The sequence below is a fragment of the Cytobacillus sp. MT66 genome (assembly GCF_058792595.1).
On sequence record NZ_JBXAFB010000006.1, the window covers coordinates 281,342 to 295,370 of the forward strand.

A 14,029-nucleotide genomic window follows, 5' to 3' on the forward strand; every position below is an offset into this window, starting at 1 on the left:
TGTGGATTACTCTTCGCCAACTGCTCTATGAGCAAGGCGGCTTGATGCAGCAGCTGCGATTGCTCCAACGATATCATCTAAGAAAGTGTGGCATTTGCCAGAGTTTTTGTCATTCAGATCCTTTAAGATGCCTGGCTTTAGCTTATCGATGTAGCCAAAGTTTGTAAAACCAATCGATCCATACACATTTACAATTGATAAGGCAAGGACTTCGTCAACGCCATACAAGCCCTCATCGATTTCAATAATATGCTGCAGCGGATCGCGAAGCTTTCCTTCCTCGGCTAATACGTCCAATTGGATTCCGGTAATGATAGCGTTTTGCACTTCTCTTTTGGAAAGAACCCTCTCTACGTTTATTAAGCAGTCTTCCATCTTCAAATCAGGATGATACTTTTCCTGAAGAAAATAAACTAAATCAGCAATATCCTGAATCTTGACCCCGCGTTCCTGCAGCCATTGCCTTGCTGTTTGCTCGAGAACAGTCTTTTTCTTTTCTTCGTTCATTAGTTCCACCTAGTTTCTTTTTTGATTAAATATATACTTTCTTTTCCGATAATATGCTTGGTCTAACATTTTACCAAATCATGTTAATAGTTTCAATCATACCTAGGCAATCTGGATAAATCAAGAAAAGAACAAGTTTCCTGTCCATCCTTCATATATTGGTTCAAGGAGAGGAAAAAAGAAGGTGTGGTGAATATAAAATGTTAAAGAATATTCTAGAATTTCAATATGGGATACAAGCAGATGAGGAACTGCGCATAGGTGAGTATACTGCCTGCCGAAAGCAGGAAAAGATTTATATTCTGATTCCGGTTGACGGTTATGATGATTCCGTGCTGAATGAGCTTCATTTGCTGTCAGAGCATTTGGTGAAAACAGGGGAAAAGTATTGCAGTACGTTTTTAAAAACAAAGGAAGGCAAAAACACCTGCGAATGGCAGAACGGCAAATATGCAATTTTGAACAGCAGGCAGATTCAAAATCGGAAGATCAGTCGTCTAGGAAGAAAACTGGCCAAATTTCATTACAGGGGCAGGCTAGTGACTTTTCAAGTAGAGAAGATAAGCAGAATTGGGCAATGGAAGCAGCTGTGGGAACAAAGGCTTGAACAGATGGAGGCTGTATGGAATGAGATGCTCTTTCAGCATCCGGATAACGAATTTGAGCGCATGTTCTTCGAGTCCTTTCCATATTACCGCGGACTTGCCGAGAATGCGATCCAGTATCTTGTTGATTCAGAACTGGATGATGATCCCGGGCTAACGGATCATGGGACTGTTTGTCATGAGAGGCTTACTGCTGAAACCTGGATGAATTCCTACTATATGAAGAACCCGTTCCAATGGGTGTTTGATCACTCAGCAAGAGATCTGGCTGAGTGGACGAGAGAGAGATACTTCCGAAATATTAAAACCTATGAACCAGATCTTCGTCTGTTCCTTCAGGATTATCAAAGCATTGTCCCGCTTACTTCTTTTTCCTGGCGACTGCTGTACGCTAGACTCGTCTTTCCGCTGCATTATTTTAATTGTATTGAAACCTATTACGGGACCGGCTCAGAGCAAAAACAAAGAATGCTTGAAGAATCTCTGCAAAAGTATCTCCAGCAAACAGATGACCACGAACACTTTCTCGCCTCGTTTTACGACTTTGCGGAAGTACCAGTCAAAAAAATGAAAATACCAATCATCAGCTGGCTTTGATGATAAAAAGCACGAGATTGCCCTTTAGGAAATGGAGGAAATCTCGTGTTTTCTTTTGCATATAAAGATGTTGTTTTTATTTTTTATGCTATACCAAAGCCTATTGTTTGATTTAACCGCTTAGTTGATCTTCGCTGCAGGCGCGTAGACTCCTGGAGGCTCGCAAAACGCCCCCCGGAAAGCGAAGCGCCTCTCGCTGCAATCAACGGCCAAAATACAAAAGTGTCTAACTTCAGTTAGAATTTTATAAAAACTATTGTAAATAAAAGAAATAAGATCTATAATGTCTACTATACAAATACAACTGTACATATAGGGAGAACAACAACGGAGAGGGGTAGAAAAATGGAATCGATCGCTATTGGATTGCTGGGGCTGGGAACAGTGGGTTCCGGAGTCGTGCAAATTATTGAAAATCACCAGGATAAACTCATGCATCAAGTTGGATGTCCTGTTTATATTAAAAAAATCCTTGTTAAAGATGTAAATAAAGAACGGCCAGTATATGTTGAAAAAGGGAAATTGACTGCAGACCCCGAAGAAATTTTAAACGATCCAGACATTGATGTCATTATTGAAGTAATGGGCGGCGTTGAAGAAACAAAAAATTATATTGTAAAAGCATTGTCCAATCGTAAACACGTGGTGACGGCGAACAAAGATTTGATGGCTGTTAACGGTTCGGACCTTTTAACGCTAGCATCTAAAAATGATTGTGACCTTTTTTATGAAGCAAGTGTCGGCGGCGGTATTCCAATCTTAAGAGGTCTGTCAGACGGTCTTTCTTCAGACCGGATTACTAAGATGATGGGGATTGTCAATGGTACCACGAACTTCATCTTAACAAAGATGAGCAAGCAGGGCAGTCCTTATGAAGAGGTCTTAAAGGAAGCGCAGGACCTTGGCTATGCTGAAGCAGATCCAACTGCTGATGTTGAAGGCTTGGATGCTGCAAGAAAAATGGCGATTCTAGCTACACTCGGATTCTCCATGAAAATTGAACTTGATGATGTAAAGGCTGAAGGGATCACAGGAATTACTGAAGAGGACCTTCAGTATGGAAAGAGGCTTGGATATACAATGAAGCTGATTGGTATTGCTGACCGTCAAGGGGATAAAGCAGAAGTAAGTGTTCAGCCGACATTCTTAGTTGATTCCCATCCTCTTGCATCAGTGAATGATGAGTATAACGCGGTGTACGTGTATGGGGAAGCCGTTGGAGAAACGATGTTTTACGGTCCCGGAGCAGGAAGCCTTCCTACAGCATCAGCTGTTGTTTCAGACCTAATTACTGTAATGAAAAATATGCGATTAGGTGTAACAGGGAAAAGCGCTATTCCGCCGCAATATGATAAGCAGCTTAAGGATGCTGGCGAAATCTATTCAAAATTCTTTTTAAGATTCCATGTAAAAGATGAAGTTGGTGTGTTTGCTGAAGTGACTTCTATTTTTTCAGAGCATAATGTCAGCTTTGAAAAGATCATGCAGCTTCCTAAAGACAAAGGACTTGCTGAAATTGTTCTTGTTACCCACCAGGCATCATTACAGGATTATGGAGATATTTTAGTCAAACTAAGAGATTTGCAGGCAGTACAATCTATAGAAAGTTCATACCGTGTTGAAGGGAGCTCGAATGTATGAAATGGGAAGGATTATTAAGAGAATATAAGGAATATTTACCGATTAATCAAAATACACCATTGCTGACACTTAACGAAGGTAATACACCTTTAATTCGCCTTGATAGACTTTCCACAGAATGGGGAATTGACCTTTATGTGAAGACAGAAGGGGCAAACCCAACAGGCTCCTTCAAGGACCGCGGAATGGTCATGGCTGTTGCCAAGGCTAAAGAAGATGGCAGTGATACAGTCATTTGTGCTTCTACTGGAAATACATCAGCCGCCGCGGCTGCTTATGCAGCAAGAGCGGGAATGCGCTGTATCGTAGTTATTCCTGAAGGCAAAATAGCTATGGGCAAGCTTGCTCAGGCAGTTATGTACGGAGCAGAAATCATCTCTATCCAGGGCAACTTTGACCAGGCCCTGTCAATGGTAAGACAAATCAGTGAAACAGAGCCAGTAACATTAGTAAACTCAGTGAATCCATATCGCCTTGAAGGACAAAAAACAGGGGCATTTGAAATTTGTGACCAGCTAGGCGGAGCGGCACCAGATATTCTTGCATTGCCTGTCGGAAATGCCGGCAATATCAGTGCTTATTGGAAAGGCTTCAAAGAGTACAATGAGAAAAATCATACAGGCCTTCCGCAAATGCGCGGCTTCGAGGCTGAAGGTGCAGCTGCTATTGTTCATGGAAAAGTATTCGAAAACCCTGAAACAATTGCAACAGCGATCAGAATCGGAAATCCAGCCAGCTGGCATCTAGCTGTCGCAGCTGTTGAAGAATCAAATGGGAAAATTGATGAAGTTAGCGATGAAGAGATTGTTCACATGTACAGAAAACTTGCATCAACAGAAGGAGTCTTTGCAGAGCCTGCCTCGTGTGCTTCTTTAGCCGGAGTATACAAGCAACTAAGAAACGGCGAAATTCCTCACGGTTCAAAAGTAGTCGCTATACTTACAGGAAATGGCCTGAAAGACCCGAACACAGCAATTGATTGCAGCCCAATTCATCCAGTGTCCTTGCCTAATGATGAAAAAGCTGTTGCTGAGTATATTAAAGGAGTTGTCCATGTATGAGCGAGGGTGAAATGCTCATCATAAAAGTTCCAGGGAGCTCAGCCAATCTGGGCCCTGGATTTGATTCTATTGGATTAGCTTTGAATGTCTACTTAACATTAGAGGTTGAGAAAGCAGATAAATGGGAAATGATCCCTTTATCACCCCCATTAGAGGCCTTTCCAAAGGATGAAAAGAATTTTGTATTCCAGGTGGCGATAAAGACTGCTAAGAAATTTGGCCAAGTCCTGCCAGCGTGCAGAATTAAAATGAAGAGTGATATTCCGTTAGCAAGAGGTCTTGGATCCAGTGCTGCCGCGATTGTTGCCGGTATTGAACTTGCAGACTCATTATGCGGCCTTCATTTAACAAAACAGGAGAAGCTTGAGGTTGCATCTGATTTCGAGGGGCACCCGGATAATGTTGGGGCAAGTCTTTTAGGCGGTCTGTTTGTTGGCTGTCAGATAGAGGGCAAGGTATTTTCACAGGTTTTTTCTGAGCTTGATCTCGATGTAGTTGCCGTCATCCCCAAAAAGGAATTACTAACGAAGGATTCAAGGGGAGTGCTGCCGCTGAACCTAGAATACAAGGAAGCCGTCCAAGCTGGAGCAATTGGCAATGTTCTTATTGGGGCGTTATTAAATCATAACTATTCCCTTGCAGGTCAAATGATGAAACGCGATTTATACCATCATCCTTATCGGAAAAAGATTGTTCCGCATCTCGAGGTTATTGAAGAACATGCCCATGCATTAGGAGCTTTTGGTGTGGCATTAAGCGGTGCTGGACCGACCGTGCTTTGCCTGGTTAAAAAAGGAAAGGCATCAGCGGTAGCTGAAGGCCTGTCCAAGCTACTGCCGGAAATGGAATACCGAAGGCTAAGGGTTGACAGCAGGGGTTCTGTTGTTCGTTCTTCTATAAAAGATGAAAGCCAATGTCTTGCATAATAAATATAAACAAAAAAACTCGCCAAAAATTGGCGAGTTTTTTATAAGAAGGGTTGATTAGAAAACTTGTTCTACTTCAACAACACCAGGTACTTCTTCTAATAGGGCACGTTCGATGCCTGCTTTAAGTGTAATTGTTGAGCTTGGGCATGTGCCGCAGGCTCCAAGTAAACGAAGCTTTACTACTCCATCCTCAACATCAATTAATTCACAGTCTCCACCATCACGAAGCAGGAATGGACGCAATTTATCTAATACCTCTTGAACCTGATCAAACATTGTTGTTGCTTGTTCAGCCATTGATATCTACTCCTTTCTTTATATTTATTATAATCATTATGACAATAAAAATCTATTTAATAATATGTTAAAATGAAATGGTGACGGTTCTCCTGCTCAAAGGACAATCAGCAAGAAGTCAGCATCTTTATGGAATATAACATATAGATATAAAATCAATCAAAGGGGGAGCGTAATATGAATCGTGAAGTTGAAATGACCATTTATGGCGCAGAGCAAATTTGCGCGAGCTGTGTCAACCTGCCTTCGTCAAAGGATACATTTGAATGGCTGCAATCAGCTCTTAGCAGAAAATATCCCGATCAGCCATTTAAGATTACGTATGTAGATATTTTTAATCCGCCGGAGGATGAGGAAAAAAAGACCTTCGCTCAAAGGGTTATTGAAGAGGATATGTTTTACCCCGTGGTATTAATTGAAGATGAAATTGTAGGAGAAGGCAACCCGAGATTAAAGACCATTTATGCGGAGATGGAGAAATACGGATACAAAGCAGAATAAAGACAGAGACTTTCCGGCAGGAAAGTCTCTATTTTAAACTTCGAGAATGTCTAAGCCCCAGCACTAGGCGACTCTCCCGCTTTTCTTTATCCGCGATGGTTTTTGTACATCCATAGGATACCTGACTTCAGCAGCCGTGCCACCCGACCAGTAATTGCCCGATCAGCAACAACGCCAAATCCTTGTTTCTTGCCTAGGGATCCAAGTACCCCTTTTAATTTTATAGTTGGCAACGTTTCAGGAAGTGCTTCATTTTTCCAGCGGCACAAAAGAACTGTAACAATTTGTTCTGCCTGGGACTCAGCAAGCTGGGCACTAGGGGCAAACGGCAGGCTGGCACAGTCTCCGACAACATAGACGTGTTCGTCGGTTGGGAGGTTGTGGTATTTTGTTAGAACAACTCTGCCCTGTGAATCCTTTTCGACTGGCATTTCACGAACCACCCGATTTGGCTGAATTCCGGCTGTCCAGACAATAGCGTCACATTCGATAGGTTCATCATTATTATATAGGGTCTTTTCTTCAACCCGAGTAATATTGGAATGACTGACTATTTCTACACCATGGCTGTCGAACCAGCTTTCAACATAATAGCTTAATCTTTCCGGGAATGCGGACAGAATCCGGCTTCCTCTATCAAATATTTTTATTTTTAAATCAGGACGGCTTTCGTGGAGTTCTGAAGCAATTTCAATACCGCTTAAACCAGCTCCGACAATGCCTACAACAGAGCCTGCCTGCAGGTTATTTAGTGTCTGGTAAGTTGCACGGGATTTTTCAATGGTTTGAATGCTGTGTGTGTATACATCAGCTCCTGGAACATTATGGTACTTGTCTTCGCATCCTAAACCGATAATTAGATCATCATATGGAACGTCTTTTTCTTCCTTCATTAGGACCTTTTTCTGCTCTAAGTCAACGCCCATAATTTCTCCATAGACAATCGACAGTTTAGGGTCTTCAGGGAAAGCAACCCTGACGTGCTGATCAGAAATAGTTCCAGCTGCTAAGGCGTAGTATTCTGTTTTTAGACAATGGTATGGCACACGGTCAATGAGTGTTACAGTAACATCCTCTGGCAGGTTATTTGGTAAAAGCTTCGCAAGTACACGCATGCCGCCATAGCCCCCACCCAGTATCACTAGTTTTTTCATCTTGTAATTCCCCTTTAAATCCGTTCTTATGTATAATTATTCCCAAAAATCATAATCCCATATGAGTATATCGAATAAAGGATAAAACCACAACCTCATTAAAAATGGTTGCCTAACTATAAAAAAGTAAGTAGCATAAACGTGTAGAGAGGTGATTTGGGTGATCAGACCGCTCATTGAGTTTTGCGCAAGCAACCTGGCAAACGGGGCGCATAAGGCGTTTGAAGAATTGAAAAAAGATTATGATTTAGATGTTTATGAGTATGGCTGTTTAAGCCACTGCGGCAAGTGTGATGCAGGCTTATATGCACTAGTCGAGGGCGAAGTGATAAAAGGCGAAACCCCAGAAGATCTGGTGGAAAAAATTTATCAATATATTGAGGAAAATGAACTTTTTTAGTAAAAGATGTATTAGATTGATGTTGATTGACATCTTAGTTGATTGGAACGGAAGGTGCGAAGACTCCTGGGGGATCAGCGTTGAAGCGAGACGTGCGCAGGAACGTATGTGACGAGGAGGCTCGCAAAACGCCCCCCGGAAAGCGAAGCGCCTGGAGTGGAAATCAACGGCTAAAAGAGAACCTTAATACGGGTTTTATCATATATAGGCGGCAGGTTCAATTCAGATAAGTTGAGGAACGTAAGCAATGTGTTTATACTAGAATATAGGAAGAAACTTTTATCCCATCAGTAAAAGGAGGGAACAATCGTGAGTGATGTAATTATTTTAACAGAAGCTGCAGCCTTGCAAATTAAGGACATGATGAAGGCAAGTGAAGAAGAAAATGCCATATTGCGTGTCGCAGTTAAGGGCGGCGGATGCAGCGGTTTATCATATGGAATGGGATTTGCCCATGAAGTTGAGGAAAATGATCAGCAATTTGAACAATACGGAATCCAGATTGTTGTCAATAAACAAGATGCGCCAATCCTGCAAGGAACTAAAATTGACTATAAAGAGTCCATGATGGGCGGCGGATTCACGATCGATAATCCGAATGCCATTGCTTCATGCGGCTGCGGTTCATCATTTAGAACGGCTGCAAACGCAGGTACTCCGGAAAACTGTTAAAAGGCAGCTTTGCCCTGTAAAAGAAAAAGGTATCCAATGAGGATACCTTTTTCTGCCCGTTTTAACCAAACATGGAAGAGCTGTGCATTGGCTGGATTTTTGCTTTAGGGTCAATATAAGCTTTTGCATTGTTGACTGCTGTAGGTGCTTCGCCAAATCCGCAGGCAATCAGCTTTACTTTTCCGTCATATGTGCAGATATCTCCTGCAGCATAAATTCCAGGGATATTTGTTTCCATCTTAGAGTTAACGACGATTGAATTCTTTTGGATATCCAATCCCCACTCTTTGATTGGACCAAGTGAAGAAACGAAGCCATAGTTACAGATTACGGAATCGACATCAATCGCTTCTTTTTCTTTGTCATTAACCCCTTCTAATACAACCTGTTTAATAAGTCCGTTTTCTCCGACTAAATCGGCAGGCACGTAAGGTGTTTTAATTTCAACCTTGGAATTGAAAAGGTTTTCCACACTATGCTCATGGGCACGGAATTTATCGCGTCTATGTACAATAGTGACCTTTTCTGCAATAGGTTCAAGCATAAGTGCCCAGTCAACAGCCGAGTCTCCGCCGCCAAAAACCACAACCTTCTGGCCGGCAAATTTATTTAAATCATCAATAAAGTAGTGCAGGTTCTTGCCTTCGTACTGCGCAGCTGATTCTAATTCAAGCCGGCGCGGCTGGAATGCACCATTTCCTGCTGTAATGATAATTGCTCTTGTATAATGGATTTCTTTGTCAGTAGTAAGCTTAAAAGTGCCATCTTCCAATTTTTCAAGCTTGTTGACAGATTGTTCAAGCGCAACAGCAGGTTCAAATTTGGCCATTTGCTCTTTAAGGTTATCGATTAATTCCTGAGCGCGCACTTTAGGAAAACCTGCAACATCATATATGTATTTTTCAGGGTAAAGGGCCGATAATTGACCGCCAAGCTGCGGCAAGCTTTCAATAATTTTCACTGATGCCTGTCTCATGCCGCCATAGAAAGCAGTAAATAAACCGGTTGGACCCCCACCGATAATAGTAATATCATACACTTTTTGATCTTCTTTCACTTCTATTTCCCCCCAGTATTCCAATGTTGGTTTATACCCATATCATATCATAAATCGATTTAAAGCTCAGCTTGTTTGATAAAAACTTTGCAAATTTGGTGAAGGATATGAAAATTCAATTATCATAATAAAATGATCAAATACATACACATCATGATAGGGTGATATCTCTATCTTTAAGGTTGAAAAAGGAAATGGAAAAGAATAATATGAATATATAGAATAATTAAATTATTAATGTAAAATGAACATATTTTTGACACTTCAAGTGAATAACATCACAAACTCTTTTTAAAAAGTTTCTGTTAAGGCAGAGTTAGTTAATACTGCTTAGTTGATTGGAACGGAAGACGCGCAGACTCCTGGGGGATCAGCATTGAAGCGAGACCCCGCAGGAGCGGTCGCTGTGAGGAGGCTCGCAAAATGCCCCCGGAAAGCGAAGCGCCTGGAGTGGAAATCAACGGTCAAGTTTAACAGACCCCTTTAAAAAGAAGCGTTTTTCAAAAGAGCTTTCAGTAAAAATAACAGTTAAAGGTGGAAGATATACGTTGAGAAAACAGAGAATTGTCATTTTGGGAGCTGGCTATGGCGGGCTTATGACGGCCACCCGTCTGCAAAAAGCTTTGGGTCCGAATGAAGCGGATATTATATTAGTGAATAAAAATGATTACCACTATGAAACTACATGGCTTCACGAAGCATCTGCAGGCACCTTGCATCATGACAGGGTACGCTATGATATTAAATCTGTCATTGATCAAAATAAGGTGAACTTTATAAAAGGCACCGTTACCGAGATAAAGACAGGGGATAATAAAGTAATTTTAGAAGATGGTGAAATAGATTACGATTATTTAGTTGTTGCTGTTGGCGGGGAATCTGAAACCTTTGGCATAAAGGGATTAAAAGAGCACGCGTTTTCTATTGTAAATGTCAATGCGGCCCGGCAAATACGTGAACATATTGAATACCAATTTGCTGTCTACCCAACAGAGGCAGAGAAAAAAGAGGAGCGCCTAACCATTGTTGTTGGAGGGGCGGGCTTCACCGGAATAGAATTCCTTGGTGAGCTTGGGAACAGGGTCCCTGAGCTTTGTTCAGAATATGATATTGATCCAGAGAAAGTTAAGATTATCTGTGTCGAGGCTGCTCCTACTGCATTGCCAGGATTTGACCCTGAGCTTGTCAGGTACGCGGTAGCTCAGCTAGAGAAAAAAGGAGTAGAGTTTCGTATTGGCACGGCTATTAAGGAATGCACACCAGAGGGAATTATAGTAGCGAAAGGCGAAGATGAGACCGAGGAGATTAAAGCTGGAACAGTGGTATGGGCAGCAGGAATCCGAGGGAATTCGCTAATCGAAAAATCAGGCTTTGAAGCCATGCGCGGACGTGTGAAGGTTACACCAGATCTAAGGGCACCTGGACATGATCATATTTTTATCATCGGTGATTGCTCCTTGGTGATAAATGAGGAGATTAATCGTCCATATCCGCCTACTGCGCAAATTGCCATGCAGCAAGGAGAAACATGTGCCAAGAACCTTCTTGCCTTAATACGCCAGCAGCCTGCACTTTCAAATTTCAAACCGGATATTAAAGGAACTGTCTGCTCTTTGGGTGATGATGATGCCGTTGGTGTGGCATTCGGCAAAAAGATGACAGGATCGACTGCCTCTTTCATGAAAAAAATGGTTGATAACCGCGCTTTATATATGATTGGCGGTCCTTCATTAGTTTTGCGAAAAGGGAAATTTAATTTATTTTAAAATAAATGACAAGGGGGACAGAAAAGCAGCCTGCCCCCTTTTTTAGTGAGTATTTGCGCCGGTAAATATTACCACAAAATTATTGAAGCTAGTTGTCCCAAGGGTTCAGTCCTATTATTCTGAAATTTCCCAAAAATAAGAGCTAGAGTAAGAATTTTAAAGGATGAAACAGATGTAATCGTTTTCTATGACTATTTTTACTGAAATTTGGAACTTTTCTTTCAATAAAATTCTTGGTATATTATCAGAAAATTCAATACAAAAACACATTACAAGGAGATGGACAAAATGGCAGCAAAGACAGCAGACAAAAACGAGTGTGTATATTGTTCAGGTAATGGATATTTCCAACTATTATTAGGCGGTTCAGAAACATGCACGAGCTGTGAAGGAACCGGACAAAAAAATAAGAACTAAAAAAATTGCCCCGCAGCCGCGGGGCATTTCTTATTGACTTCACCCAAATACATTAAGTACACTATTTATTGATGTGTAAGGGGGAGGCCTTTATATGCAGATGACGATTTTTACATTGCCTATTTCGATGATTCTATTTTTCGTTCTATTTTTTGGGATAGGTTTTATACTAAATATGCTTTTGCGAATGTCATGGATTATGGCAATTATTTTTCCAGTTGTCGCGCTATTGATTATTGACAAGGTTCGTTTTATTGAATACTTTACGAACACAGGAGAAGCTTTTTCAAGCTTAGGGCATGAGCTTTCTCAGCTGGTGACCGTAGATATTCTGATTTTGAGCAGCGGATTAGCTGGTGCGATCGTTGCTGGTATTGTCATAAAAATGCTAAGAAAAAAAGGGTATCAAATGTTTTAAAACTAAGACTCTGCGAGGATGCAGGGTCTTTTTATTTTTCCTCATGTTTTAATTTCGCTCCAATCCGAATATTTCTCTAATTCTTGGGAAATGAATATTCTTGGGAGGATGAAAATTTAACATGAGTAAAATAAAGAGTTGGACAAGGCGAACAATAATGTCAATATTATTCTTCGCAGCCCTTTTAACAACCCTGCAGACCATTTCCGGGGTTGGAGCAGGAACTTTAAAAGATTACTACAGTACAGCAAATTCACAGCCTGGCAAGGAATCGGGCGATCACTTCTTTGAGCAAGCTTATAAGTCTGTAGAAGGCGCTATAAAATATTTAAAGAGTATGGTTCATTTAGATGGACAGCTATCTGCCAGTCAAACGGCAGCGGCCGAGCCGCAAACTTTAGAGGAGGCCATCGACTGGACGAAATATCCATCAAAAAAGGTAGTAGCAACCGGATACACAGCCTATTATGAATCAACCGGAAAACATCCTGGACATCCTGGGTTTGGCATTACATATTCTGGGGTTAAGGTGAAAAGAGATTTATATTCAACAGTTGCTGCGGATTTAAATGTATTCCCTATCGGAACAATCTTATTTGTCCCAGGTTATGGCTACGGTGTGGTCGCTGATAAGGGAGGAGCCATCAAGGGGGATCGGCTGGACCTTTACTATGAAACGGTAGAAGATGTTTATAATCATTGGGGCAAGAAAGAACTGAACGTGTACATTGTTGAAATGGGGGATGGCACCCTGACGGAGGAAGAGCTCCATTTGCTTAATGAGAACGAGTCTATGCAGGTTTTCCGCCAGCAATATACGAGATCAGAAAGGAAATAGAAAAAAGCTGCAAGCACCTGTTAATTGCGTAAAGACTTGTGCTGTGAATCCTTTTAATAAAAAACAGGGCATTCTATTTGAATGCGCCTGTTTTTTATAGTTAGGACCTATAAAACTAGATAATGAAGACCAAGGGTTAGTAGGATCCCTGTAAGACCGCCGAAAAAAACTTCGATCGGTTTGTGTCCAAGAAGCTCTTTAAGTTCTTTGCGCTTTTCGCGGTCAGCCTTTTTTTGCCAGAGTCTCGCTTCCTCAAGGAAACGGTTGAAATCCGATACGAGCTGATTTAAGACAATAGCCTGTTCTCCTGCTTGACGGCGAACACCAGTGGCATCAAACATGGTTATAATGGCAAAGACTGCTGAAACGGCAAATATAGGGGAGCTCAAGCCTGATTCTAGGGCAACACCAGTGGAAAGTGCTGTTACTGCTGCAGAATGCGAACTGGGCATTCCGCCAGTGCTAGTCAGCAGCGACCAATCAAGCTTTTTCGTTGCAATGAATTGAATAGGAACCTTAACGAATTGGGCAAAGAAAATAGCTGCAATTGCGGACCATAACGAAAAATTCATAAATAATTCCATGCAGGAAAACCACCTTTATTTTTTCCGGATAGGCAAAAGACAATGAAAAAAGTGATCTATTTGTTAAGATGATAATAATATTTTACTATTAGTGCAATGGTTTTTCGGAAATAAGGTCTTTTTATTTGCCGTCACGGAGAAAGAAAAAAAGGGATTTCCTCTTTCTGAAAGGGGTGGGGGAATGTGGACTATCCGCAGGAGTATTATGAGTTTTTTGTGAAGTTTAATGAAGGAGATTACTATACATGCCATGATTTGCTTGAGGAAATGTGGATGACAGATAAGGGGAATTTGTTCTTAAAAGGCCTCCTGCAGATGAGCGTAGCTATTTATCATTATGAGTATGGGAATGTCAAAGGGGCAAGGCTAATGATGGCTGCTGCACATGAGTATTTGCAGTCTTATCGTCCTAAGCATTGGGGATTGGATCTTGAGCATGTTTATCTTTTTATTGAAACATGCCTGGAGATTTTCCCTAAGGATATTGACAGGGTTGAATTCCGAGAGCAAGGAAGACTGCCGAAGCTTCCAGAATTGCTTTTATTCTTAAATGATTAGGGAGTCGAAATAATTGTTTTTTTCCTA

At 41.4% G+C, this 14,029-nt stretch carries 17 protein-coding genes; 12 read left to right on the forward strand and 5 right to left on the reverse strand.

What is annotated here, in order from left to right:
• Positions 1–6: 6 nt before the first annotated feature.
• Positions 7–507 (reverse strand): phosphatidylglycerophosphatase A family protein, encoded by a 501-nt coding sequence (locus tag AC1Q59_RS13370; RefSeq protein WP_492366333.1) that lies wholly within the window; start codon positions 505–507, stop codon positions 7–9.
• A gap of 200 nt (positions 508–707) precedes the next feature.
• Between AC1Q59_RS13370 and yutH the strand changes: the two genes are divergently transcribed.
• From yutH to thrB, 4 genes are all read left to right on the forward strand, one after another.
• Positions 708–1,709: a spore coat putative kinase YutH gene (gene yutH, locus AC1Q59_RS13375; protein ID WP_492366334.1), complete on the forward strand. Its 1,002-nt coding sequence runs from the start codon at positions 708–710 to the stop codon at positions 1,707–1,709.
• A 345-nt stretch (positions 1,710–2,054) separates the two neighbouring features.
• Positions 2,055–3,350, forward strand: coding sequence for a homoserine dehydrogenase (locus AC1Q59_RS13380; protein ID WP_492366335.1), 1,296 nt, complete (start codon positions 2,055–2,057; stop codon positions 3,348–3,350).
• Positions 3,347–4,411, forward strand: coding sequence for a threonine synthase (thrC, locus tag AC1Q59_RS13385; protein WP_492366336.1), 1,065 nt, complete (start codon positions 3,347–3,349; stop codon positions 4,409–4,411). The genes AC1Q59_RS13380 and thrC overlap by 4 nt, the downstream gene beginning before the upstream one ends.
• Positions 4,408–5,337: a homoserine kinase gene (gene thrB / locus AC1Q59_RS13390; protein ID WP_492366337.1), complete on the forward strand. Its 930-nt coding sequence runs from the start codon at positions 4,408–4,410 to the stop codon at positions 5,335–5,337. The genes thrC and thrB overlap by 4 nt, the downstream gene beginning before the upstream one ends.
• A 57-nt stretch (positions 5,338–5,394) precedes the next feature.
• Here the strand turns inward: thrB and AC1Q59_RS13395 are convergent, their stop codons facing one another.
• Entirely contained in the window at positions 5,395–5,637 is a 243-nt protein-coding gene (locus AC1Q59_RS13395) for a NifU family protein (RefSeq protein WP_492366338.1), read from the reverse strand.
• 177 nt (positions 5,638–5,814) lie between these two features.
• Between AC1Q59_RS13395 and AC1Q59_RS13400 the strand changes: the two genes are divergently transcribed.
• On the forward strand, positions 5,815–6,138 hold the full coding sequence (locus tag AC1Q59_RS13400; protein WP_492366339.1) for a YuzD family protein: 324 nt from the start codon (positions 5,815–5,817) through the stop codon (positions 6,136–6,138).
• Between the two features lie 86 nt (positions 6,139–6,224).
• Here AC1Q59_RS13400 and AC1Q59_RS13405 read toward each other — a convergent pair whose 3' ends face one another.
• Positions 6,225–7,292 (reverse strand): NAD(P)/FAD-dependent oxidoreductase, encoded by a 1,068-nt coding sequence (locus AC1Q59_RS13405; protein ID WP_492366340.1) that lies wholly within the window; start codon positions 7,290–7,292, stop codon positions 6,225–6,227.
• Positions 7,293–7,452: 160 nt separating this feature from the next.
• Between AC1Q59_RS13405 and AC1Q59_RS13410 the strand changes: the two genes are divergently transcribed.
• Positions 7,453–7,692: a YuzB family protein gene (locus AC1Q59_RS13410; protein WP_492366341.1), complete on the forward strand. Its 240-nt coding sequence runs from the start codon at positions 7,453–7,455 to the stop codon at positions 7,690–7,692.
• A gap of 309 nt (positions 7,693–8,001) precedes the next feature.
• Positions 8,002–8,364, forward strand: a complete 363-nt coding sequence (locus AC1Q59_RS13415) for a HesB/IscA family protein (RefSeq protein WP_492366342.1) — start codon at positions 8,002–8,004, stop codon at positions 8,362–8,364.
• A gap of 61 nt (positions 8,365–8,425) precedes the next feature.
• Here the strand turns inward: AC1Q59_RS13415 and AC1Q59_RS13420 are convergent, their stop codons facing one another.
• A complete protein-coding gene (locus AC1Q59_RS13420; protein ID WP_492366343.1) occupies positions 8,426–9,421 on the reverse strand; it encodes an NAD(P)/FAD-dependent oxidoreductase in 996 nt (331 codons plus the stop codon).
• Positions 9,422–9,969: 548 nt separating this feature from the next.
• Here AC1Q59_RS13420 and AC1Q59_RS13425 point away from each other — a divergent pair.
• The 4 genes from AC1Q59_RS13425 (at position 9,970) to spsC (ending at position 12,860) form a co-directional block, all read left to right on the forward strand.
• Complete coding sequence (locus tag AC1Q59_RS13425) at positions 9,970–11,187, forward strand: NAD(P)/FAD-dependent oxidoreductase (RefSeq protein ID WP_492366344.1); 1,218 nt, start codon at positions 9,970–9,972, stop codon at positions 11,185–11,187.
• Positions 11,188–11,475: 288 nt separating this feature from the next.
• Positions 11,476–11,604 carry a YuiA family protein gene (locus AC1Q59_RS13430; protein ID WP_492366345.1) on the forward strand — a complete coding sequence of 43 codons (129 nt, stop codon included), beginning with the start codon at positions 11,476–11,478 and terminating at the stop codon, positions 11,602–11,604.
• A gap of 94 nt (positions 11,605–11,698) precedes the next feature.
• Complete coding sequence (locus AC1Q59_RS13435; protein ID WP_492366346.1) at positions 11,699–12,022, forward strand: YuiB family protein; 324 nt, start codon at positions 11,699–11,701, stop codon at positions 12,020–12,022.
• Between the two features lie 121 nt (positions 12,023–12,143).
• Positions 12,144–12,860 carry a stationary phase survival protein SpsC gene (spsC, locus tag AC1Q59_RS13440; RefSeq protein WP_492366347.1) on the forward strand — a complete coding sequence of 239 codons (717 nt, stop codon included), beginning with the start codon at positions 12,144–12,146 and terminating at the stop codon, positions 12,858–12,860.
• A 107-nt stretch (positions 12,861–12,967) separates the two neighbouring features.
• On the opposite strand, the gene AC1Q59_RS13445 is transcribed toward spsC, so the two are convergent.
• Positions 12,968–13,444: a divergent PAP2 family protein gene (locus AC1Q59_RS13445; protein ID WP_492366348.1), complete on the reverse strand. Its 477-nt coding sequence runs from the start codon at positions 13,442–13,444 to the stop codon at positions 12,968–12,970.
• A gap of 183 nt (positions 13,445–13,627) precedes the next feature.
• On the opposite strand from AC1Q59_RS13445, the gene AC1Q59_RS13450 reads away from it, so the two are divergent.
• Entirely contained in the window at positions 13,628–14,002 is a 375-nt protein-coding gene (locus AC1Q59_RS13450; protein WP_492366349.1) for a DUF309 domain-containing protein, read from the forward strand.
• Positions 14,003–14,029: the final 27 nt, after the last annotated feature.